At 65.0% G+C, this 20,461-nt stretch carries 24 protein-coding genes; 3 read left to right on the plus strand and 21 right to left on the minus strand.

The window, feature by feature from the left end; translation table 11 throughout:
- Positions 1-331: 331 nt before the first annotated feature.
- The 3 genes from VMR39_RS06875 to VMR39_RS06885 all read right to left on the minus strand — a co-directional run bounded on the left by VMR39_RS06875 (position 332) and on the right by VMR39_RS06885 (position 2,260).
- Positions 332-1,342: a DUF2493 domain-containing protein gene (locus VMR39_RS06875; protein ID WP_325415245.1), complete on the minus strand. Its 1,011-nt coding sequence runs from the start codon at positions 1,340-1,342 to the stop codon at positions 332-334.
- An 85-nt stretch (positions 1,343-1,427) separates the two neighbouring features.
- Positions 1,428-1,709 carry a hypothetical protein gene (locus VMR39_RS06880; protein ID WP_325415246.1) on the minus strand — a complete coding sequence of 94 codons (282 nt, stop codon included), beginning with the start codon at positions 1,707-1,709 and terminating at the stop codon, positions 1,428-1,430.
- Between the two features lie 83 nt (positions 1,710-1,792).
- On the minus strand, positions 1,793-2,260 hold the full coding sequence (locus VMR39_RS06885) for a DUF736 domain-containing protein (protein ID WP_325415247.1): 468 nt from the start codon (positions 2,258-2,260) through the stop codon (positions 1,793-1,795).
- On the opposite strand from VMR39_RS06885, the gene VMR39_RS06890 reads away from it, so the two are divergent.
- Entirely contained in the window at positions 2,253-2,525 is a 273-nt protein-coding gene (locus VMR39_RS06890; RefSeq protein ID WP_325415248.1) for a hypothetical protein, read from the plus strand. The genes VMR39_RS06885 and VMR39_RS06890 overlap by 8 nt on opposite strands.
- A gap of 459 nt (positions 2,526-2,984) precedes the next feature.
- On the opposite strand, the gene VMR39_RS06895 is transcribed toward VMR39_RS06890, so the two are convergent.
- The 3 genes from VMR39_RS06895 to VMR39_RS06905 are packed head-to-tail and all read right to left on the minus strand — an operon-like array spanning position 2,985 to position 5,736.
- On the minus strand, positions 2,985-3,191 hold the full coding sequence (locus VMR39_RS06895; RefSeq protein WP_325415249.1) for a hypothetical protein: 207 nt from the start codon (positions 3,189-3,191) through the stop codon (positions 2,985-2,987).
- Positions 3,192-3,222: 31 nt separating this feature from the next.
- Positions 3,223-4,521: a hypothetical protein gene (locus VMR39_RS06900; protein WP_325415250.1), complete on the minus strand. Its 1,299-nt coding sequence runs from the start codon at positions 4,519-4,521 to the stop codon at positions 3,223-3,225.
- A gap of 12 nt (positions 4,522-4,533) precedes the next feature.
- Entirely contained in the window at positions 4,534-5,736 is a 1,203-nt protein-coding gene (locus VMR39_RS06905; RefSeq protein WP_325415251.1) for an ATP-binding protein, read from the minus strand.
- A gap of 137 nt (positions 5,737-5,873) precedes the next feature.
- Here VMR39_RS06905 and VMR39_RS06910 point away from each other — a divergent pair, with 137 nt between their 5' ends.
- A complete protein-coding gene (locus VMR39_RS06910) occupies positions 5,874-6,041 on the plus strand; it encodes a hypothetical protein (protein WP_325415252.1) in 168 nt (55 codons plus the stop codon).
- A gap of 89 nt (positions 6,042-6,130) precedes the next feature.
- On the opposite strand, the gene VMR39_RS06915 is transcribed toward VMR39_RS06910, so the two are convergent.
- The 13 genes from VMR39_RS06915 to VMR39_RS06975 all read right to left on the minus strand — a co-directional run bounded on the left by VMR39_RS06915 (position 6,131) and on the right by VMR39_RS06975 (position 16,776).
- Positions 6,131-7,213, minus strand: a complete 1,083-nt coding sequence (locus VMR39_RS06915; protein WP_325415253.1) for a hypothetical protein — start codon at positions 7,211-7,213, stop codon at positions 6,131-6,133.
- Between the two features lie 108 nt (positions 7,214-7,321).
- On the minus strand, positions 7,322-8,410 hold the full coding sequence (locus VMR39_RS06920; protein WP_325415254.1) for a hypothetical protein: 1,089 nt from the start codon (positions 8,408-8,410) through the stop codon (positions 7,322-7,324).
- A 275-nt stretch (positions 8,411-8,685) separates the two neighbouring features.
- Entirely contained in the window at positions 8,686-9,087 is a 402-nt protein-coding gene (locus tag VMR39_RS06925; protein ID WP_325415255.1) for a type II toxin-antitoxin system VapC family toxin, read from the minus strand.
- 3 nt (positions 9,088-9,090) lie between these two features.
- Positions 9,091-9,324, minus strand: a complete 234-nt coding sequence (locus tag VMR39_RS06930) for an antitoxin (RefSeq protein WP_325415256.1) — start codon at positions 9,322-9,324, stop codon at positions 9,091-9,093.
- Positions 9,325-9,350: 26 nt separating this feature from the next.
- Positions 9,351-10,148 carry a PRTRC system ThiF family protein gene (locus VMR39_RS06935; RefSeq protein ID WP_414712467.1) on the minus strand — a complete coding sequence of 266 codons (798 nt, stop codon included), beginning with the start codon at positions 10,146-10,148 and terminating at the stop codon, positions 9,351-9,353.
- A 4-nt stretch (positions 10,149-10,152) separates the two neighbouring features.
- Positions 10,153-10,812 (minus strand): PRTRC system protein A, encoded by a 660-nt coding sequence (locus VMR39_RS06940; RefSeq protein WP_325415258.1) that lies wholly within the window; start codon positions 10,810-10,812, stop codon positions 10,153-10,155.
- The gene (locus VMR39_RS06945) at positions 10,809-11,642 is read right to left on the minus strand and encodes a PRTRC system protein B (RefSeq protein WP_325415259.1); all 834 of its coding nucleotides are present in this window, start codon (positions 11,640-11,642) and stop codon (positions 10,809-10,811) included. The genes VMR39_RS06940 and VMR39_RS06945 overlap by 4 nt, the downstream gene beginning before the upstream one ends.
- A complete protein-coding gene (locus VMR39_RS06950) occupies positions 11,629-12,744 on the minus strand; it encodes a hypothetical protein (protein WP_325415260.1) in 1,116 nt (371 codons plus the stop codon). The genes VMR39_RS06945 and VMR39_RS06950 overlap by 14 nt, the downstream gene beginning before the upstream one ends.
- Before the next feature lie 84 nt (positions 12,745-12,828).
- Positions 12,829-13,035 carry a PRTRC system protein C gene (locus VMR39_RS06955; protein ID WP_325415261.1) on the minus strand — a complete coding sequence of 69 codons (207 nt, stop codon included), beginning with the start codon at positions 13,033-13,035 and terminating at the stop codon, positions 12,829-12,831.
- 52 nt (positions 13,036-13,087) lie between these two features.
- Entirely contained in the window at positions 13,088-13,507 is a 420-nt protein-coding gene (locus tag VMR39_RS06960) for a PRTRC system protein E (RefSeq protein WP_325415262.1), read from the minus strand.
- Positions 13,508-13,542: 35 nt separating this feature from the next.
- The gene (locus tag VMR39_RS06965) at positions 13,543-15,279 is read right to left on the minus strand and encodes a PRTRC system ParB family protein (protein ID WP_325415263.1); all 1,737 of its coding nucleotides are present in this window, start codon (positions 15,277-15,279) and stop codon (positions 13,543-13,545) included.
- The gene (locus VMR39_RS06970) at positions 15,279-15,491 is read right to left on the minus strand and encodes a hypothetical protein (protein ID WP_325415264.1); all 213 of its coding nucleotides are present in this window, start codon (positions 15,489-15,491) and stop codon (positions 15,279-15,281) included. Before VMR39_RS06970 ends, VMR39_RS06965 begins: the two co-directional genes overlap by 1 nt.
- 88 nt (positions 15,492-15,579) lie before the next feature.
- Positions 15,580-16,776, minus strand: a complete 1,197-nt coding sequence (locus VMR39_RS06975; RefSeq protein WP_325415265.1) for a DUF932 domain-containing protein — start codon at positions 16,774-16,776, stop codon at positions 15,580-15,582.
- A 185-nt stretch (positions 16,777-16,961) separates the two neighbouring features.
- Here VMR39_RS06975 and VMR39_RS06980 point away from each other — a divergent pair, with 185 nt between their 5' ends.
- A complete protein-coding gene (locus tag VMR39_RS06980) occupies positions 16,962-18,740 on the plus strand; it encodes an ABC transporter ATP-binding protein (protein ID WP_325415266.1) in 1,779 nt (592 codons plus the stop codon).
- On the opposite strand, the gene VMR39_RS06985 is transcribed toward VMR39_RS06980, so the two are convergent.
- Positions 18,722-19,594, minus strand: a complete 873-nt coding sequence (locus VMR39_RS06985) for an N-6 DNA methylase (RefSeq protein ID WP_325415267.1) — start codon at positions 19,592-19,594, stop codon at positions 18,722-18,724. The two genes, VMR39_RS06980 and VMR39_RS06985, sit on opposite strands and share 19 nt — an antisense overlap.
- Before the next feature lie 111 nt (positions 19,595-19,705).
- On the minus strand, positions 19,706-20,461 hold a 756-nt coding region (locus VMR39_RS06990), incomplete at its 5' end, for a DUF7146 domain-containing protein (RefSeq protein WP_325415268.1).

Genomic DNA, 20,461 nt, shown 5'->3' on the forward strand with positions numbered 1-20,461 from the left:
CAGCGGTCATATGCGGCCGCGACATCAGACCGGACATATGAGCGCAAGCGATCCGATTGGTCTTCTTCTCAGCTCTTGTAAGCAGGGGGCCGTCCACATATGGGGCCCCGTCGTCCTTGAGGCCGACGCGGTCCCGTGCCAAAAATGGGAATTCTTGAGAGAGAAAAGAGGCTTTGCGAATCTGGGGCTCGATGCCCCTGATTCGCAACGGGTGCCTCCAGGCGCATGCCTCTCAGTGGAGCGCCCGCGACCTCGCAGCCCTGCGCACCCCTTGCGCAAAAAAAGGGAGCGGCGCAACGCGCGCCCCCGAAAATACGCTGATACTTCGGTGTCAGGCTACCCGGTGAACGCGGCCACGCGGAAGCGCGGCGATCTTTTCGGCAGGTGCCTGATCGACCTTGCGGAAGGCATGGATCGGAACCCCGACCTTTCGCAGCGCCTGGTACAGGTTCGCCTGGATTCCCGATCCCTCGCCCAGCACGGCTTCGACGGGTTTCAGCTCGACCAGCTTGCGATTGCGTGCAAAGGGAGCGCCGCGCCCCGAGCCTGTCAGCGAATACGTGACCAGCTGGACCTCGCGGCTTCCCGCCCACGAGGCGACGATCGCATCGAAGCCCTTGCGCTGCGCGGTCGTCACCAGCGTCATGTGCGGGATGCGTGCAAGGATCGCGTCGAGCCGGTCCCACAGGATTTGCCAGTCATGCCATTCGGCATGGCCCGACGCGACGACGATAGGACCGCGCGGGCGATAGCGCTCGCGATCGGCGAGTTCGCGGGCGCGCAGGAAGTCCTGTATCGCGACCTGCGTGGCGGTGGCGACCTTCGAGACGCGTGAGCCGCGCGTGGGAGACCACGGACGGCCCGAAAGCACGCGGAAGGTGTCCGCCGCATAGTCGCGCATGCACTCGACCGCTTCGCGCTGTTCGGACAGCGACTGGCACAGCAGCTGCTTCTCCTCGAGTTCGGTGTTGAAGACCTCGGACAGGTCGGAGCGGCGCATCATATCGCGCAGTTCATCGGCCAGCAGGTCTTCCTGTCGTTCGAGCTTTCCCGCGACGAAATGGAAGCTGTTCACCATGCCCCATGCGATCTCGGCGGCGAGCGCATCGAGGCGCGTATCGGTTAACAGGTCGAAGATGGTGGCGATGATCCCGGCACAATCGGCCTGAGCGTGGAGCGGCTCGGGCATGGCATATTCGCCCGGCTCATCCCCCGGGCTGATGATCGAGAGGGGTATGGGATCCCCGAAGGTGCGCTGGAATTCCGGCGTCGCCGTCACTTCGGCGAACAGCGCGGGCAGGTCGGCGAAGCGGCTTATGCTGCGCGAATGATCGTGGTTCATGGAACGTCTCCCTGTCAGGGACCAAAAGGAAGCAGGGCCGCGAACGTGAGGGTAGCGAACCGGCCCTGTGTGTGCGCCGTGCCGGTCAGTGCCTGCTTGCCACGACGTCCCCGCCGTATGCCGCGTGCGTCAGGACGGCATCGACGATCCCGGCCGCATGGGGTGCAAGCGGCGTATTCTCGAGCAGGTCGTAAATGGCGGCGATGATCTCGCCGCAGGTGATGCCGGCCGGGATCTCCGGCACGCCGGGCGCGCCGCCGACACGGCGCGTAAGCAGGTCGCGGATCGAGGGGCTGGCCATGATCGCGGCGGCGAGCGCGGTAAGGTCGGTCAACGGCGCGCAATGCTGCACAGATGAGAGGCGCATGGGATGTCTCCTCATGAGCGAAATCGAAACGGGCCGGGGAAGCCTGATGCCTCCCCGGCCCGACGGGACTGATCAGCGCGCGATCAGAAGGGGTCTTCCTCCTCGAACGGAGCATCCGTCCCCGACCGTTCGCCGCCGGCACCCACGGTGCTGTCGCCGAAGCCGCCCTGGTCGCGCGAACCGCGATCGTCGTAGTTCGTGCGGCTCGCACCCATGCTGCCACCGAAGTCCGAGCGCATGGTATCGCGGCGCCATGCGACCATGTAGCCGCCGTGATCTGCGGGGAAGAGCGCGATCGGCCGCGGCTCGGGCAGGCTGGGGTCGTCGATGTTCCCCGCGAGAAACACCTCGCCGCGCTTCGACACGGCTTCCCACAGCGCGCCGATCTGGACCCAGCGGCGGGCAATGTTGAGCGCGAGGATCTCGTAGACCGGGGCCTTATCGTTCTCGCTCACCACCTTGCGCAGGCCGATGCGGGGGAGGTCGATCGTGCGGGTGGCGATCGAGCCCGTCAGGCGGCCGTTCTGATTGAAGATTTCACCGATGTTCATCGTCTTGACCTTTCGAATGTCGCTCGAAACCATTCTCGGCGACACCCACACCGGTCCTTCTCTCCTCTCTATCCCGCCCTTGCCCCGCGCGCCGCCCGCCCGTGACCGGGCGGACCGCAACCTCCGGCGCAGCGCCGCCGCGGCCCACGCGCCACGTCCCGGTCGCCCGCAACTCCCCGCTGCATCGCGGCATGACCAGGGCAAAGGCGAGACGCAAGGAATGGCGCAGGAGGAACAGGGCGCGGTGCAGGAGGCGCGGCGGTAGCCGCGCTGATGCAACGCTAGCGGAAGTCGCCGTAGCGAGGCGCAGCGATGTGAACCGGCGGTCATGACAGGCGCTACGGGGCGGCGTGGTCAGCGGCACCGGCAGGTGCGTTTCCGGTATCGGGACCGATCGGGAGATGGTGGCGGGCCGCGCGGCGGAATGGCTGCATAACAGACCAAAGGTCGATGAGCCTGAAGCGACGCTTCCCTCAGGCCTGCCAATCAATCGGGAATAGCCCGGCCAGGCGGACAGTCTCCAGGATCGCCCGGGGCCGTGTCGTCGAGCGCTGTTACCGGCAGCCCACATCGAAGCGTTCGATCCCCAAGCTGGAATGACGATGCTGTTCGACAGGAACCGGCCCCGCGGCTCACTGGAATTCGTGCAGATCGCCGGGAGCGTGCGCGATGATCGCATCTGTGCCGGTACGGTCCAGCAAACTCTCCCGGCGGATGAAAGCGGTCATGCGACCATCGCCAGCCAGCGGTCGGGCCAGGCCGGCGGCCGCATCGTAACCCTGAACGCCTGCAGCGGAGTAACACCATGCACGACATAGTGCGGCACACCGGTCGCGCGCCGCAGTTGCTGGGCCGTCCTCAGCGCATGATCGAAGCTTGAGAGCTCTCGCCTCAAAGACGACAGGCTGCTTGGCGGAACAGGCACGGACATGAAACCTCCGAAAAAAGGAGCGGTGGCCGGATCAGGCAGCGCGTGGAAGGTCGATATCGACCGGCAACGCGGAACCGAGCGTCAGCAGGCTGTGAAGCGTGACAGGCGGCCGGTTCGCCCGGCGCGTCTTCGGTCCTCGCCTGGGCCGCGCCGGATCTGTGAAGCGGCAGCCGAGGCGCGCGGCATGCTTTCCGATGACGGCGGGATCGCGGCCAAGAGCAGCGGCAACGTCCACCATCGAAACACCGTGGAGCCAGGCGTTGCGGATCGCCTTGTCCTCGTCGGCGCTGAACGCTCGCATGAAACCGTGGACCAGTCCCATCCGGTTCGCGTGATAGAGAACGGCCCGCACGCCGCGGCCGAGCGCCTCGGCGATCTCACGGGTCGGAACCCTGCCATACTCTGCCCGCAACCGGGCTTCCTCTTGCCGTGTCCAGACCGGGCCCTGCCGGAACCCGTCGCGGCGGACATGCGAGCCCCTGAGACCAAGCGCCTCGGCCCGCCAGCGGATCGAATGCGGTGTGCGGCCAAGCCGTTCCCGCAGCGGCGTCAGGCTCGCGCCCGTCGCGTAGGCATGACGAAGAAGCGCGTCCTCTTCTGCGGTCCAGGGGCGGCCCCATCCCCTGCCATAACCGAGCTTGCGGAGCCGCTGCCCGAGGCTGCGGCTGTTCCGGCTCGGGAAGCCTTCGGCCGCCAGGGCCTGTGCGATGGCGACATAGCGTGATCCGGTTGCCGCGAGTTCGAGGGCCCGGTTCATTTCCGCATCGCTCCAGTCGTCCGGTTGGCAGGCATGGCGCAGCCCCAGCGCCGAAGCGCGCGCGATAACCCCCGCGAAGGGCCGGCCGATCAGGCTCGCGATCTGGGCGACGGGGACGCCTTTCGCGTATCCTGCACGCAATTGCGCATCTTCCCAGCCACTGTAAGGCGGGGATCCGGGTTCGGAGAGGCCGAGCAACCGGGCCCGGGCGTAGAGCGCACTCACTCCGCGACCAAGCCGGGCGGCCAGCGTTGCCGCCGGCTCATGCGCATAGCAGCGCGCCATTTCCTCGTCGTCCCAGTCGCTCCAGGATCGTTGCGAGTTACGGCGCAGCCCGAGATCATGGATGCGGGTAGCGACGGCTGCCCGGGACCGGCCAAGCTTGGCGGCGATCTCCTCGATCGTGCAGTCGTCCGCGAACGCGGTACGCAGATGCAGAGTATCATCAGGCAGCCATGCATCCGAGCGGAAAGCCAGTTCGGCAAGCGGCACCACTGGGGTGGCATCAGCCCCGGGGACGAACGGGGTGAGTTCGACGATATCGGCGTCGAGATCGAAGCTGCTTTGGGCCATGTTCCGCTTCCTTCAAGCCAAGCCGACGACCGGCGTATCGACGACGCGCAGGCGCAATCTGGCAGACAGACGCGCAATACGCGTATCCCCGCGCGGCATGGTGTCGGAGGCGCCGATCGCGGCAAGCAGGTCGAGCCCGGCATCGACGTCTTTGGCGGGCAGAGCGAGATGACGCGCCAGATCGTCGGCCGTCGTGGCATTGGGTGCAATGTTGCCCAAGGCACCGGCGATGCGTGCGGCGGCCGGAGCGGCAGGGTCGAGCAGAAAGGCGTCGAGTGCGCGTTGGCCCCGCATGGCGATAGGCCCGGTCCTGGCCGGCGTAACTTCGCGCAAAGTCTCGAGGTCGAGCAAAGCGCGGCTCGTATCCGGATCGAAGACGGCGGCGGAGACCAGATCGGGCGTGCGACCGATATGGGGCGTGATCGTCGGATCGATCTTCGCCAGCACGGGCATTGCCGATAGCGCGGGGCCGAAGGCGAAGAATTCTCCTGCCGACAGCTGGCGCAGCAGCGCTGCCTGATCGCTACCGAAGCCGAGCAGATCGGCGGCGCGCGCCACGTCACGGTCGAAGACGTTGAGGCCAATCAGGTGATTATGCAGTTCGGAGACCACCGAACTGGCGAGCTTGGCAAGACGCTGGGTCGCGATGATCGTGCCGATCCCGCGCTTGCGGCCCCGCGCGCACATGTCGGTAAGGGTCGCCACGCCCAGGCGACGGGTTTCCGCATCGCGGGCGGAGGCAGCCATATGCGGTGCGAGCAGATGCGCTTCGTCGATGCAGACCAGCACGGTATGGGCCCAGTGCTCGCGCGGCGCCGAAAGGAGCCCCGCGAAGAAAGCGGCGGCCTTCTCGATGCGGTGGTCGGGTTCCAGATCGGTGAGATCGAGATGCAGAGCGATACGGTGCTGGCGCGTGCGTAGCGCAAGCGCGGTAAGCCCACCATTGGCGTAGTCACGCGCGATAACGGTAGTGGCGCCGATATGCGCGGCGAGATTGGCGAACTCGCCTTCCGGATCGACGATGATGGTCGTGAGATAGTCGAAGGCTTCTTCAACGATCCGGCGCAGCGTCTGGCTCTTGCCTGCCCCCGAAGATCCCTGGATCAGGCAGCGGCCCGACATCAGCTTTCCGAGGTCGAGCTCGAGAAGGCCCGTTGAGCAGTAACCGAGCGGGACTTTCGTATCGCGAGTGAAATCATGAGTGGCGATCGTCATGGAGGTGCTCCTGTCTCGGCGGTGGACCATCCGGCCGTCTCCCCTGCTCCGCCCCCTCCCCTTCACACTCGTTTGCGCGTGCGCGCAAAGTGGCAAGGCGGTTGTCGCCGGGATTTGCGTCCTGCAAAGAGGAGGGGATGAGCACTTCAAACGATGTAAGGCTGCGAGACCTCGTACGGCGCTTGCCCGACTGGATGAGGAAGGACCTCGCCTCGAGCGATGGACAACGGCGCGAGCGCGCGGAGGATGCGTTGCATGCGATGCTGCTGCCGCTGCTCGAAGGGACCGGCGGCACTCCATCATGACTTGAGGACGATGGGTCCAGGAATGGCGGCGTTCTCCGCGCAACAGCAGCCAGTTCTCGTCCTTGTCGGCATACCGTCCTATACCGCCATCACCAGTCGTGGACTGGCAGGTCGGCAGCACGATCGCCATCGCAGTCGAGCAGCAGGAACTGGAAGCCTCGATCACGTCCGAACACGATGAGTCGCGACAGGTCGGCCGGGATCTGCACTTGGCGGTCACCCGGAAGCGGGCGCGTCGGCACGAACCAGCCATAGACAGAGGCGGCAATGTCGATGGGGCGGTCGCTCGGAGGCCAGCAGGCCCATTTGTCGAGAAGGCCGGCGGTCTGGACCGTCAGGTGCGCCGTCGAGAGCACACAGTAGGCGCCGCTTTCGATGGAGCGGGCAGGCCGGACCGACGGGACCGGTTCCAGGCGCAGGATCTCGGTCGAATGGCTTTCTGACGGGTGATCGTCGAAATAGGCGGTGATGACTTCGTCATCGGGCAGTGTATGCGGATCGCGCCTGTCGCCGATCTCCTGCCAGCATTCGCGTGCATAGTTCGCCATCTCCGCGAAGAGAGCATCGCGGCTCAGACCTGCGTAAAAATTGACGCCGTGCCGGTGCTCGATGATCCCGAGGTGGACATCGATCGGCCATGGCAGCGCACAAACCCTGAGCCCGCTTTCACTGGCGCCGATGACCTCGATCAACGTGGCGCGCGCGGCGGCATCGAGGCTGTCCGGCGTGTCCAGTGCGGCGCGTATTCGTGCAAGCAGGGCGACATGGTCGTTTCGAGTGAGTTGCGGTCTGGCTAAAAGGTGCGACTGCGATCCCGCTCCGGTCACGGCAATCGCGCCATTCCGGTTTGAGCTAAGACCCAGGCCCATATGGATGGCGGGATTATCCGGGTCAGACCAGTCGATGGTGTCGATGACCCACTGTTTCACGAAGGACCAGTCGAAACAGAAAGGGCAGGTGTTCTGGATCCTGTACCAGGCGGCATCGACGGCATCGATCCAGCCAACGACGATGACGCGCATGGTACAGGTCCCAATCGCCTTGAACGATTTTCGGATGGCCAGCGCGCGGGCAAGATCGTCAGGCTCGGCGGCCGGATGATCGCGCAGGTCGAGGACCGCTTCCCACAGGCATGCAGCCGCGTCGAGATGAGATAGCGTATAATGTGTCATGTGCATCGTTCCTGGATCAGGCGGCCGCGCCGCCATGATGCGGGTTGGCGGCCGCGAACCGGCGCAGCATCGCTGCCATGTGCCTGCGCATATGGTCCTTGTTGGTGATCATCGTCTGGGGCTCAGCAGTTCACCCTGCGGCGTCATGTAGCCGGTGGCGGGGCTGCCATCGCACCGTTCGATAACGATGCTGTGTCCTCGCGGCTGGGCTTTACCCGCAGAACGGGCGACGAATTCGCCGAGGCGGCCGGAGAGACCCTGGGCAAGCTTCGTCCAGCGGATATGGCCGCTGGCGAGAACCTCGCCGGCGAATAGTCCGCGGTCCAGCCAGGTCCGCAATTGCGCGCACTGCTGGATATGCGAATTTCGGGTGCGCTCCATGGTGCGGCAGAGCGGAAGCGGGCTGGCATGTTGATCTAGCAAGGCGAGGTCCGCCGCATCGGCGATGATAAGCAGGTCGTCCAGTTCGACCCCGGTGAGCAAGGAGCGTAGCTGACCGGCGGGATCCTCCGTCCGGACGTGATCACAATTGCCCAATGACCGAAAACCTCGGGCCCCATCGGCTATGATGGTGTGCGCAATGGCATGGCCGGGATGCGCCTGCAGCATAGTTATCAATCCTACCCCTGCATTGGCTGCCGTATCGGCACCGATGATGACGGCGCGTTTCGACCACAGGGCCGGACGCGGGGCGTCTGTCGGAGATGGCCAGTTGCTGGGAGCGGGCCTTGAAAACGGGGGCGTTGCCAAAATCGGCAATCGGTCTGCGTTGCGCTCGGCGGCCGCGTAGGAACGCCTGGCCATATCGAACAGGTCGGCGAAACAGCCGCCGCCATCCCGGAAACCCTGGGCATAAGCGGGCGAAGCTTCACCCGGCGGTACCGAGAAATCACGAAGCTCGCGGCCCGGCTCTGCCGCGCAGCGGCCCTGCGCATACAACCCTGCAGCATCCCAGTCATAACCATGCTGGTCCCGGGCGTGGAGGATGGCCCGATCGAAGGGCTTTATCGGGCCGCTTGCTACCTGCGTCTCGATACAGGCGAAGTTCGCGCGCTGTCTTTCGCGTTCGGCGTCCTCGCGTATCGCGTCGTTGAACGGGCGGAGCGCCGCGACGCGTGCGCGGCTGCGCGCCATGCGTTCATGCAGCGGCGCATCGAAAGGGAGGTCGGGATAATCCGTCCATACCGATGCCAGCACCTAGGCATGATCGGGGGGGCGGCCATGCGCGATCCAGCAAGCCAAGATTGCGGGATCGAAGGCGGCAGGATCTGCGGTCATGCCGCAAGGCTCCGCATCGATAAAGCTGCCAATGCCTTAGGCGTTCGGCGTGGCCGGCAAGGCGTTGTTTGCAGGCGCTGGTAACACGGGTTGAGCATGGAGCGATCTCCCTGGGATCACCCTTCTGCCCTCCCCCTCCCTTCTTCATTCGCTGACCACGCGAACCAGTCCGGCAATCCCGCGCGAACCTGGTGTCAGGTGGTTCGGAGCCAGTTCACCAGTTGCAGGCCATTGACCCGCTCGAACTCGCGGATGTTGTCGGTAACGAGGGTCGCGCCGATTGCGAGCGCGTGGGCGGCGATCAGCATGTCGTTGGCGCCGATCGGCATGCCACGGCGCTCGAGTTCGGCACGCAGGCGCCCGTAGCAGGCGTCGACATCGTCCTTGAGCGGCAGCACCGCAATGAGAGACAGCAAATCCTCGATTTTACTTTTCAGGCGCGGCGATCCGCGCTTTTCTGCGCCATAGCGCAGTTCGCCGGCAACGATGATACTGGTAGCAACTGCATCCTCTCCGACATCGGCGATAGCGTGGGCGACCATGCCATCGGGCTGACGGATCAGGTCCGACAGGATGTTAGTATCGAGCAGGAACATGGATCAGATGTCGACCGGTTCTGCCGGCAAGTCCTCGATTGGGCCGATTTCTTCATCGAGCGGCTCCCATGTCTTGAGAACGGCAAGGAGGGAGCGTGGCCGGGCGGGTTCGATGATCAGGCGCGAGCCTTCCTTGCGGATAATGGCGTCCTCGCCCGGAAGTTCGAACTCACGGGGAATGCGGACCGCCTGACTGCGGCCGTTCTTGAACAGTTTGACGTGACGTTCGAGTTTCATGGCAACTCCTTGGCATATGACATAGCCTATACAGGCCACGAACGCGAGATATTTGCGTGTCTGGCCGCCGCAAGTGATGTGCCATTCGTGAAGAGAAGCGGGATTGGAACGGTCTGCCCGCTGGCAAGATTGATGAAGGCCCCGGCATGTCCGATCGAACCGCGCCCGAGCAAATCGAAGAGCAGCGCGAGCGCATGGCTCGCGAGAACACGGTTCACGAAGAGCGACTGGCGTTCGAGCGCTTCGGCAACTGAACAGGAGGGCGCATCATCTTCTGGCGCACTCTCGTCGGCGAGTTCAGGGAAAGCTTCGAGCACGGTCGGCAGGACGGAGTGATCGCCGCCGATCATGCGACGCGGGCAACCGATCAGGCACTGGCCGTCGCTCGCGCGGTTGCCGAGGTCCATCCAGTAAGCGGGCGTGCTTTTGCCGGTCTGCACAGCCGCCCCCAGCGCCCGGCGCGCTGATGCGGTATCGACGCAACTGATGAGGATGTCGAAGCCCTCGATCGCGATCGCTGCAGGCGCGCGTCCGTGAACAGCCTTCCAGGCAAGGCCATGGGCGAGATTGATGCGTTCGGTCAGCGTGCGTGCCTTGGAATGGCCGAGGTCGCAGCGATAGAAGGGCTGACGCCCGAGATTCGCTTCCGTGACGATATCATCGTCGACAACGACGACCTCGAGCGAGCGCGACGAGATCGCGCGTAGCGCCGTATCGAGTGCGGCGAGCCCCATCAGCATCTGCGCCCCGTTCCCGCCGCAACCGACCAGCAGGACCGTGATTGCGCGATTGTCGAGGCCAGCGGGAAGATAGTGCCGCGGCATCGGATTATGCTGCATCGCACACTCCTGCAAAGGGCCCGCGCGCCAGGAGTAGAAACATGCGCCCCGCGCAAAGCCGCGTGGACATGGCCGGTCCGTCTGGATGGTCCAGTCGGCCGAAGACGACAGAGACTTTCGTCGCATGGGCATCGTCGGCATCATCGGTGGCGCTGAAGAAAGCGCTGCCGCGCGCGTGACTGTGGATGTCACAGACGATGTGCCAAGGGGGCCGCAGGGTCGGCATGCGATATACGAGCCGCGTCGGTGTCGCTTCCTCGATGGCTGGCAACTCCACGGCAAACTCCCGGGTATCCTCGTTCCAGAGAACGAATGCCGCTGCCTCGTTAGGCAGGGCTTCCCGCAGAAATTGCAGGATGTGCTCGCAATAGCGCCGGGGTACGAGGCCGCAGCGTAGATCGGCCCGCGGCGGCCCGATGCTGCCATAAGGAACATAGCCGGCGATGGGCGCGGCAACCGGCACATCCAGTGCCAGCCAGGGGCGGCGCAGAATCAGCATCACTCCGTCGTTGCCAATAGCGAGGCCATGGCCGGCACGGGAAGCGCGCAGCGTGTCGAGAGCGGGTGATCGTCCGAAGGGCGGCACCGGATAGCAGGGCATGGCGCCGAGCACCGCCGCCGCCGTCGGATCATGTGCAAGCTTCGTCATACCCGCAAATCCGCGATCAGGCGGGCCAGTGTCATCGTGCCGACCGCCGGCCCACCGGCCGTTCGCAGACCCTGCCCGCGCCTGACGGTACCGAAAGGCTTGAGACGGCTGACCGGAAAACGGGTTGCCCGGCGAGCGGCCAGATCATCCCATAGCCGAACCAGCCCGCCCTTCCCGCGCACGGTCTGGTCCTGGCCGGGATTGGGATGCGTCGACCAGGATGCGAACACCGCGCTTTCATAGGCCGCAATGCAAGCGATGCCGAGCGCCTTGGGCTTCAGGATATTGCCCCAGCAGAGCATACCATCGACGAAGACATTCAGGATCGGCGAGTGCAGGACGGGCGTTTCGGCGACAGGACGTTCATTTACCGGGAGGGCATAGACGCCAAGACCAGTGGGCGTGGCGATCAGGAGATGGGCTGGATAGGGAACCGGCACCGTCGTTCGCGCCGCCAGCGCATGGAGATCGGCAGGAGGGTCGGACAGCGCGAAATGGGCCGGTCGTACCTGTGCCGGCACCCACCAGGCGAGCATGTCGGGGTGAGCGACCAGCACATTGGCCGGCAGGAGCTCCGGCACGACCGTGCGGTCAAGCGCCTCGGACCATCGCCGCAGGTACGCACGGGTCAGCGGACTACCGGCCGCGATCGTCGGCTGGCCATCGCCGCCGAGTTCGACCGCATGGATACTGGCGAAAGCCGCAGCATCGACCGGGGAAGCGCCATAGGGTTTGAGATGCCGAGGCGCCTGGTTCGTATAGAGCAGGATGGCGTTCGTCAGAACGAGACCGCCGCCGCTGGCTTCGAAGTGGGTGCTATGATCGGACATGATTGCCTCGCGCTCGGGGTGGATCGGTCCGGATAAGCTTCTGCGCAGCGAGCAGGAGCTGCGCGCCGAGCCGCAGCGAGGCGAACCAGTGGTCGATGTGGGCCGCATCCGGCAGCGGGCAGATACCCGCGATATCCATGAAGCCCATTTCCATGCCGCTGCGCATCACATCATCGAGTTCGCGCGCGAAAGGCCCGAAGGGAACCAGGGTCAGCGGCGGCAGCGAGGCGCATTCCTCGATACTGGGCAGATATTCGCTCGCGATATCGAAGTCGAAGTGCCATGCTCCACCTTCCCGCGAGACCTTGCCGAACGCCTCATGCGAAGCGTGCAAATCCGCCAGTTTAATTTGTAAAGTCGCAGGAAGCCGGGTCGGGGCCGCCGCGTTCGCGGCGATCATCCAGCCCGGGCGGCGGTCGTTCATTTGCGAAGGGAGTATGAGGGCGTCGAGATCCTCGACGTCCGCGCCGTGATTTTCGATCAGGCTGCAGCGGGCTGCATCGTCATCGGTTTCCCCCTCCCAGTAATACATCGACATCTCGTCGAAGAGATCCTGGTAGCTGAATACCGGCAGGACGCCCCCGAGCGTCTTCTCGAGCGCCCTGTAGGCCGCCGCGCGCCACGCCGTCGGCGCATCGCCGGTTTCGATCCATCCGAGGTCAAGCTGCCCCATGCTTTCGCAGATGATGGCGATGGCAGGCGGTCCATCCGCCTCGCTGCCCAGGACGGCGATGCGCAGATCGACGATCTCTATCGGGTCCAGGACTTCGAGCACCGCGGCGTCGAAGGCCTCCTCGATGTGGCGGCGGGCTTCGACGCGCGTATAGGTTCTCGCATGCTGCCCTCGCGATGCGGCCCAGCGCCCGACCAACCGGTGATGCGGCGCCAGCGGCGCATCGAACACCGTCGGGATCCCAGGCGAGAGTGCAACGGCACGGCCGGCAAGATCAACCGAGCGGCGGGAGGCGAAGTCCGGCTGGCGGCTGTAGCGGTTGGCGCCCCTCGCTCGCGCTGCCGCGCGGATCGAGGACGATCCGCGCGTGGAGGGCACGGGCCCGGGGGCTGCAGACGGGCGGGGTGAAGCCGGCAGCATCGCCATCATCTGTCTCGATCCAGTCCAGGAGGGTTCTGCGCACAGCAGGCGGGATAACGGTGCCTGAGCGACGCGGCGACATGGGCACCGCGATCAACCCTTGGTGCCGACGGCGCGGCGATATTCGGTGACATGTGCGCCGCCCGTGACACCGGCGTCGACCATCTCGGCGTTGAGGATCGCCGGGTAGAGCGTCGCATGATAGGCACGCAGCGCTCCCGGGTCATTCGCGAGATGCGGCGGCACCGGCAGGTCGATGCCGTCATAGCGATAGGTTCGGGTGAGATGATCGATCTGCATGACTGTCTCCAGGGGATCGAGGAAAAGATTGAGTGTGTTCTCGCGACGTGCGTCACCAGAGGCTGGCCGGCTCGTCGGGCTTGGCGTCAGCCGGCGGGCTGTCGGGAGCCTGGGCGCTGGCGCCGGCGGCGCCCGGTTTCGGCGATGGGGCTTCAGCCTTGATCTTCGTGGCGGCAGCAGCGCGGGCAGCTTCGGTAGCCTGCCGCTGCTCCTCCAGCTGGTCCGCGAGCGCCTTGCGACCGGCTATGAGCTGGCCGAGTGCGCCGTCCTCGCCTTTGGCAAGTTCGGCATCGATCTCGGCGGCGCCGGCGGTGAGCGAGATCGGCCGGATTTCGCCGGCTTCGGGCTTGTGCCCAGTGCCTTCGATCATGCGCGGGATGATGGTGAGCGTGACCCTACCCTCGGGCCCGGCGACAAGATCGCAGCCGAGCGAATAGCGGGCGAGCAGCGGGAGCAGGCTGGTGATCAGCATGGCGAGAAATCCTTCTGGACAGAGTGTGGGAGCGTTCAGGCGGCGAGGTCCGTGATCGGAACCTCGCTTGCCGATGCAACTTGGCGCGCAGGCGGTCGCCCATATGCGCCGTCGAGGGTCATGGCGCTCGGCAGACGCCCTGCCCAGTCGAAGCCGAGTGCGTGGAGCATCCCGGCAATGAGATCGGTCTTCTTCTGGCCGAGCAACTTGGCGAACGCCTTCTCGCCGATGTGTGCGATCACCCCGCATTCGCGGGCGATGAACCTGAGTTCCTCCTTCGAGTAGCGTTCGAGGAAAGCCCTATCGACCTGCCAGGTGTCGCGCAGGTCGACTGCGAAGACCTTCGCCAAGTCCGCGACATTATCGAAGCTGGAGACATCCTTGGCATAGGCCGCGCCGATGGCGGACAGCACTGTCGCGGCCTGCGGCTCCGGTAGCTCCAGGATCGCGGCGATCTGCTGGCTGAAATCGAGATCGGGGAAGGACATGCCGACCAGCAGGCCGGCACGCCCTCGTAACGTCTCGGCCTTGATTTGCGGGAGCGTGCCGGACATCGCCCCCACCAGGATCGTAGTTTGGGCATGGGCCGCATTGCCCGCGAGCGCCCGGGCGAGCGCGGTGCGCCACGCCGCCTCGCGCAGTTCCTTCGTTCGGACGGCGATCGAGCGGGCGGTAACAGTGGACTTTGGCGTGTCGGGCTTTCTGCCGTTGGTATCGCTCGCGGCAATCCGCGCCGCCCGCCGCCCGCCGTCATTCGCTGACGATGCGCCCTGCTCGCCCGGGAGGCCGAGGGAGTGCGCGCCGCCCGCATCATTGACGACGCAGCCTTCATCGTCACCAGCATGGGCATCGGGATCGTCGATATCGTCCTCACGCCGTTCGGTATGCGCATCGTCGTCAAAGGGAGACTTCGCGCCCCTTGCCGCCTTTTGAGCGCACTCCTCCTGTTCGAAGCGGATCATTAAGGCGGTCTGGGTCTTGAGCTCGAAGCAACCGGCGTTGGTGCAATGGCCGTCCTCGACATGAGTCTCGAACAGGGCGCGCTGCGCTGCCGAGTTGAACGGGCAGGCCAGGCATTCGTCCTTGTCGAAGATGGCATGGGCGAGGTCCTGCGTGACCCGCATCAGCAGATCGCGGGTCTTTCCGACGTCGAGGCCAGAGGCGAGGATCGTCTCCAGCGCCTTCTCCTGCTTGTCGGCGGGAACGGCGGCGAGCAGTTCGGCATGGCCCAGCTTGATCCGGCGCTCGTCAAGCGCGGCCTTGACGTGCCCGGACAGGCCGGCAAGCGCCAGGCGGCGATCGAGCTTGGTTTTGGACCAACCGAGGCGGCGGGCGGCCTCGGCGCGGTCGTCCTGGCACGCGGCAAGAACGCGAACGGCCGCATCGGCCTGCTCGGTTTCCGAGGCATCGTCGCGCACGTCATTCTCGTCGATCGCCGCCTCGAGAGCCTCCTGGTCGGTCATCTCGCGGATGATGACCGGCACCTCGCCCTCCGGCCCGAAGGCTTCGAGCGCCGCCCGGTAGCGACGTCCGCCCGCAATGATCAGGTACGTGTCTTCCGCCTCCTTCGCCGGACGGACCAGCATGGGCTGGAGCATCCCGCGCAGCCGCAGCGAAGCCACGAGTTCGTCATGCTTGCGGCTGTCGAAATAGCGACGGGGGTTATATCCGGCCCTGATGCTGGCGAGCGGCAGCGTGGTGGCGGGCGGGGACGACGCGGCGATCAACGCGGATATCCCGGTGCCGAGGCGGCGGGTGCTGGCCCGGGTCATCAGGCGGTCCTGACGGTGGCTGTGCGGCTGAGGCCGGGAATGCGCGGGTCGTCATAGACGCTGTTCACCGACATCTGCAGCGCCTGCTGGCGCGCGCTGAACCAAGTCGAGGCGGTAACCGTGTAGCTATGGGTGGCATAGTGTTCGTCGCCGCTGAAGAAGTCGACGTCCACGGTGAAATCAGAAAGGGAAACATCGGATTGGGCGCGCATGACCTTATCCTTTCATGAGAATAACCGCCCCGGTCGGAGACCGGGAGCGCGGAGAGAAGAGGGAAAACCGGAGCGGAAAAGGTGCGCCTCAGAGCGCCTGTTCGAGCAGCTTCCGCGCCTTGCCTTCGAGTTCGAGGCGGCTGTCCTGGTGCGGCTTGGTGCGGGCAAGCGCGGTGATGCCCTGCACGAAATCATAGACGCTCGTGGCAGGGTGGCCCTCCTCGGCGAGGACCGTCTGGATGATCTTCGTGGTCTCGGCTTTCGAGAAGCCGCGCCGGCGCAGGAACGCGTCGCGGTCCTCGTCCTTGCGCGCGACGATGCGTTCGCGTGCGGCCTTGATGCCGGTGATGAAATGCTCGGCTGAGGAGTTTGCGAAGTGTTCGAGTGCCGGGGCGGCCTGGTGCGCGAAGCGGGCGCCGGCGAATTTCGAGTGTCGAATGTTCACCTCCTCGAAATTCTCCACGCCCCACAGGCACCTGTTGGCGCACACGCCCCGGAGATAGAATGTCGCGATGCCGAGGGTTTTGGAGCCCACTTCGGAATTCCAGGCATAGAACCCGCGAAAATAGAGGTCGGGATCGCCGTTCGGCAGCTTGCCTGCCTCGATCGGATGGGTGTCATCGACAAGGAATACGAACACGTCCCTGTCCGATGCGTAGAGTGTGGTCGTCTCCTTGGTGATGTCGACATAGGGGTTATAGCTCATGCTTCCCCAATCGATCGCTCCCGGGACTTTCCACCGTGTGTCGCCAACGCCATCCCCGGCAAATGCCATGATGGCTTTCACCAATTCCCAGTCATATACGCGGCCGTACTGGCTTCCGGTCGCGGCACGCAGCTCTGTCCGGCCATCGTCGGTCTGCAGTATTTTGACCTGCTCGCCCCTGTGCGTGACAAGTCCGTGCTGCAGATTGATACCGGCGAGCGCCGCCGGCAGCTGGCGCAGATAGGAGGCCGGAGCGCCGACGAGGCTCGCGACCTGACCGAAGGACCAGTTGGTCGGTGTGAGCGGGCGCTCGTCGCCCGGCGCGATCAGTACGAGACGTTCAGGGTTGTCGCTTCTCGCCTCGACGCGGATCGCGCGGCTTTCAACGGTCCGGGTGGTCGAGCGATCGGCGCGGGCTCGCACGCTGTCGTAGAGACTGGAGAGCGAGAGGAATTTCTCGTCATCGGGCCGGGAGTACCATTCCGAGGATACGCGGCCACTACGGCCGCCGCGCGAGACGTCGATGCGATAGGGAGCGGACACGGGGTGCGCGTCGGTCATGCGGGCAAGGCTCGCCATGGGAACCATCTCCTTGAGCTTGAGGGGCAACGGGCCGATCCATGTCTCCCGTCACAATCCTGCCCCTCCCTCCCCTTCTTCCGGGTCATGGAATCGCGCATTCCAAATTCCTCGATTTGGCGCTAGGATAGTGGCCGCGTTCCCAATCCTCCTTCTGGCTCATTGATCGCCAGGAGGCCCGTACAGTGACGACATTCGGTGTATTGGCGCGGTTGGTGCAGTTGATGCTGTCGGCGCGCCTGGGTGCAAGGCGAAGCCTGATCGAAGCCTTTGCCCTCGAAACCCTCGTGATCGCGATGGGGGTTGCCGGTCCCTATGCGCTCAAACTCCTGATCGACATGCTGGCAGGACGGGTAGGATCGCTCCCGTATCTGTTCTTCATCGTGGTGGTGTTCGTGGGATGCTGGGCGGCTGCATCGATACTCGATACCACGAGGCTGTCCTGCACCGCGAAAATGGTGGATGCGCTGGCGCGGCACTTCACGATCGGCGCGCTGGCCTCTGCCCTGCCGGAGATTACTGCGGCGCGCGACAGCCGCAGCGGCCGCGTTCCCGGCCTGCTGGAGCGTTTGCCCTATAGTCTGACGCTGGTCGTCGAGGGCCTGATCTGGCGACTTGGGCCGGTAGTTCTGCAGGCCATCGCCAGTCTCGCGGTGATCGCCGGCCTGATCCGGCTTCGTTACGTCCTAATCCTGGCGCTTACGCTTCTGGGATTTCTCGCCGCGACCTGGCTCGGGGCCAGCCGTCACCGGACTCATGCCGATGCGACCAATGCGGCCGCATCGCATGTGTCGCGCACGATCGGCGATATCGTGCGCAATGCCCGCCGCGTGGTGCTGAATGGCGCGCTCGAGCGTGAACTGCTGCATGCCGGCGATGCCCTCGACGCGAAGCGTCACGCGGCTGCCGGCATGTACCGCTCGCTCAGCATCATGGCCGCGCTGCAATTCTGCGTGATCGGGCTTGGCCTTGCGGCGCTGCTGCTGCTCGCTGCCATTGACGTGCGCAAGGGACACATGACCGCAGGTGAGTTCGTCCTCCTCCAGGCTTATGCCTTCCGGCTGACCGTTCCGCTGAGCGCGCTCGGCTATGTCCTGGCGCAGGCAGGAGTGGCCATCGCCAACATTCGCGACGTTCTGGCCTTTGCGGCGGTCGAACAAGACGGCAGCAGCGTGCCGCCCCTCCCCATGCCCGCTGCGGATATCGCAGCTGCGGACGTGAGCTTCCGCTATGGTGAGGGCATGCCCGGCATGGCGGGGATATCGCTGCATATCCCGGCTGGTTCGTTCGCCGCGATCGTGGGCCCCAACGGTTCGGGCAAATCGACGCTCGCCCAGATCCTGGCCGGGGTCCTCACACCGTCTTCCGGCAGCATCATGATAGGCGGGACAGATATCGCGGCGATCCCCTGGGCGGATCGGCATCGCTATATTCTCTATGCGCCGCAGTTCATCGGTCTGTTCAACCGGTCGCTGCGGGAAAATCTCCTCTATCCTCCAGGGAACCAGGCGATCGCCGATGTCGAGGAATTGTTGCATCTCTTGCGTTTCCACGAACCCGGCAGGCCGATCGACTTCGAAATGGAGCTGGGAGAACAGGGCGAACGTCTGTCGGGAGGGCAGATCCAGAAGCTGGAACTCGCGCGACTGGCGGGCGTGGACGCGCCGGTACTGATCCTCGATGAAAGCACATCCGCACTCGATCCGCACAGTGAGGCCAATGCGATCGCACGGTTGCGGCGCAGAGCCGGCAGTGCGACGACCCTCATCATGATCACGCATCGCTTGGCGACAGCGGAGGCCGCAGACCAGGTGCTGTTCATGCGCGGCGGACGGCTGGCAGGATGCGGGACACATCGGGCGCTCATGGATCTTCACCGATCGTACCGGCAGCTATGGTCAGGCGAACGACCGGCGAAGGCTGCATCCGACGATCAATGGGCGGATCAGAAAAGGCTGAGCTGACGCGGTAGCGAGGCCGGCCTGTTGCGGCCGGGCGCACCATCGGTGTCCCTGATCGTGCACGCCGTTTTCGCGGCCGTCACGTTCGGGATTGTTTCAATCGCCGATTTGCCCCGAGGCTCGGACGCAAGTCGCGCTGTCCAACCTCCAAGGACGTGTGCAGGCGTGAACCACTGCTCGCGAATCTCACCGGAAAGGGGATTGCCGACGATCAGGCGAGCCGGGACATGCAGCAGCGACAATTGCGCATAGGCCATGTGGACCGCGCGCGGATCGATATCGATCGCGGTGACATGAAGGTGGCGCTGGTAATTGATACCCTGTGCCCTGAGGACGTCTGCAAGAGCGATGACCATGCAGCCGGAGCCGCATGCCGGCTCCATTGCGGTAAGATACCCTCGTCTTTCGATGTTCTCCCGGAGCGCGGCCGTATCGCCGGCCAGCATCTGCGCCATGGCTATGCTGACAGAATAAGGCGTGAAGAACTGCCCCTTTGCCTTGTTGTGCAGTTCGAGGTCATGGAACAGCGCGCCAAGCACGTCGCCCATCCCGGCTTCCAGGGCCACCGCGAGTTCGGCCATGACCTGTGGGAAGCTTTCGACGACGTCGGCGCCGTACCGACCGACGATGTCGAGATAGCGTGCTTCACGCTGATCGCGCGCGCGCAGGTCGATGCTGTTGGCGATCGCGATCGCCATCGCCTCCATGCAGTGGCCAAACACCGTATAGATATCGTGGCGCGGCTGGCAGCGCTGCAAGAGTTCCCGCATGACCTTGAGATGCGGCGTGTGGGTGCGCGCATTGACGGGGGATCCGGCAAGGTGGGGTGCCGGGACACGGATGGAAGGGTTGATCATGCGATAAGCTCCGCGGAAAAAGGCGGCCCCGCCCAAGAACGGCCCTACCCTCTCTACCCTCTCCCCCTTCTCTTTCGGGGCGAACGTCCGCGCCACGGGAGCGCGGTGCTCTCAACCGCCCGCGATAAATCTGCCGCGGCGGATTGCCGCCAAGACATCGGCCCAGTCATTGTGGGGAGCAGGAGGCCAGATATGGCGAACTTCGAGCCCTGGCCTCATGTAGGTTTCGCGTGCGCGGCGGCATGCCGACCATCCGGCAGCATCCCTGTCGAATAGGAGGACCAGGCGCTCGAGCCCCGCTGGCAGGAGGACTCGATGTGCGCGTGCGGTACCCAGCGTGGCCCAGACCGGTATCTTCTGGATCGCCATCGCCGCGAGAGCCGTTTCGATCCCTTCAGCAAGACCCAGCACGCGCCTGGCCGACATGAGTTGTACCGCCCCGCGGCCGGGACTGCCCAGCATCATACGTGACTCGGCAAGATCGTCCGCACGGCCGCCAGCCGTTGCCGGATCAAGAAACGTGCGGTGAACAGCTACGATCCGGTGATGTTCGCGCACCGCCGCCAACAGAGCCGGCCGGAATACCGCTGCTCGTCCCCGCCCCAGCGGTGTAAAGGCATTGAAGCGCAAGTCATTCCCGCGCGGATCAAGGTGGCGGCCGCACAGATAAGTTTCGGCGGGGGTTCCTATCAAAGAAACGGACGCGTTCCACACCCGCAGGGCGGGCTTAGGCCCCAGCCGGTCCGAGCGAATATCGGGAAGTCGCATCTTCCCTGCGGAATTTTGAGTAGGTAGGCCCAGTCGCTCGATGGCCCGCATCACGTCGACCGTCGCGCAGCCGGCAAAACACTTGAACAGCAACGCGTG

The organism is Sphingobium sp., assembly GCF_035511395.1.
GTDB lineage: Bacteria > Pseudomonadota > Alphaproteobacteria > Sphingomonadales > Sphingomonadaceae > Sphingobium.

Excerpts from the sequence above, each read along its gene's own strand:
- VMR39_RS06875 (WP_325415245.1), bottom strand. The coding sequence starts at position 1,342 with ATGAACCACGATCATTCGCGCAGCATAAGCCGCTTCGCCGACCTGCCC.
- VMR39_RS06880 (WP_325415246.1), bottom strand. The coding sequence starts at position 1,709 with ATGCGCCTCTCATCTGTGCAGCATTGCGCGCCGTTGACCGACCTTACC.
- VMR39_RS06890 (WP_325415248.1), top strand. The coding sequence starts at position 2,253 with ATGTTCATCGTCTTGACCTTTCGAATGTCGCTCGAAACCATTCTCGGC.
- VMR39_RS06885 (WP_325415247.1), bottom strand. The coding sequence starts at position 2,260 with ATGAACATCGGTGAAATCTTCAATCAGAACGGCCGCCTGACGGGCTCG.
- VMR39_RS06895 (WP_325415249.1), bottom strand. The coding sequence starts at position 3,191 with ATGTCCGTGCCTGTTCCGCCAAGCAGCCTGTCGTCTTTGAGGCGAGAG.
- VMR39_RS06900 (WP_325415250.1), bottom strand. The coding sequence starts at position 4,521 with ATGGCCCAAAGCAGCTTCGATCTCGACGCCGATATCGTCGAACTCACC.
- VMR39_RS06905 (WP_325415251.1), bottom strand. The coding sequence starts at position 5,736 with ATGACGATCGCCACTCATGATTTCACTCGCGATACGAAAGTCCCGCTC.
- VMR39_RS06910 (WP_325415252.1), top strand. The coding sequence starts at position 5,874 with ATGAGCACTTCAAACGATGTAAGGCTGCGAGACCTCGTACGGCGCTTG.
- VMR39_RS06915 (WP_325415253.1), bottom strand. The coding sequence starts at position 7,213 with ATGACACATTATACGCTATCTCATCTCGACGCGGCTGCATGCCTGTGG.
- VMR39_RS06925 (WP_325415255.1), bottom strand. The coding sequence starts at position 9,087 with ATGTTCCTGCTCGATACTAACATCCTGTCGGACCTGATCCGTCAGCCC.
- VMR39_RS06930 (WP_325415256.1), bottom strand. The coding sequence starts at position 9,324 with ATGAAACTCGAACGTCACGTCAAACTGTTCAAGAACGGCCGCAGTCAG.
- VMR39_RS06935 (WP_414712467.1), bottom strand. The coding sequence starts at position 10,148 with ATGCCGCGGCACTATCTTCCCGCTGGCCTCGACAATCGCGCAATCACG.
- VMR39_RS06940 (WP_325415258.1), bottom strand. The coding sequence starts at position 10,812 with ATGACGAAGCTTGCACATGATCCGACGGCGGCGGCGGTGCTCGGCGCC.
- VMR39_RS06945 (WP_325415259.1), bottom strand. The coding sequence starts at position 11,642 with ATGTCCGATCATAGCACCCACTTCGAAGCCAGCGGCGGCGGTCTCGTT.
- VMR39_RS06950 (WP_325415260.1), bottom strand. The coding sequence starts at position 12,744 with ATGATGGCGATGCTGCCGGCTTCACCCCGCCCGTCTGCAGCCCCCGGG.
- VMR39_RS06955 (WP_325415261.1), bottom strand. The coding sequence starts at position 13,035 with ATGCAGATCGATCATCTCACCCGAACCTATCGCTATGACGGCATCGAC.
- VMR39_RS06960 (WP_325415262.1), bottom strand. The coding sequence starts at position 13,507 with ATGCTGATCACCAGCCTGCTCCCGCTGCTCGCCCGCTATTCGCTCGGC.
- VMR39_RS06965 (WP_325415263.1), bottom strand. The coding sequence starts at position 15,279 with ATGACCCGGGCCAGCACCCGCCGCCTCGGCACCGGGATATCCGCGTTG.
- VMR39_RS06970 (WP_325415264.1), bottom strand. The coding sequence starts at position 15,491 with ATGCGCGCCCAATCCGATGTTTCCCTTTCTGATTTCACCGTGGACGTC.
- VMR39_RS06975 (WP_325415265.1), bottom strand. The coding sequence starts at position 16,776 with ATGGCGAGCCTTGCCCGCATGACCGACGCGCACCCCGTGTCCGCTCCC.
- VMR39_RS06985 (WP_325415267.1), bottom strand. The coding sequence starts at position 19,594 with ATGATCAACCCTTCCATCCGTGTCCCGGCACCCCACCTTGCCGGATCC.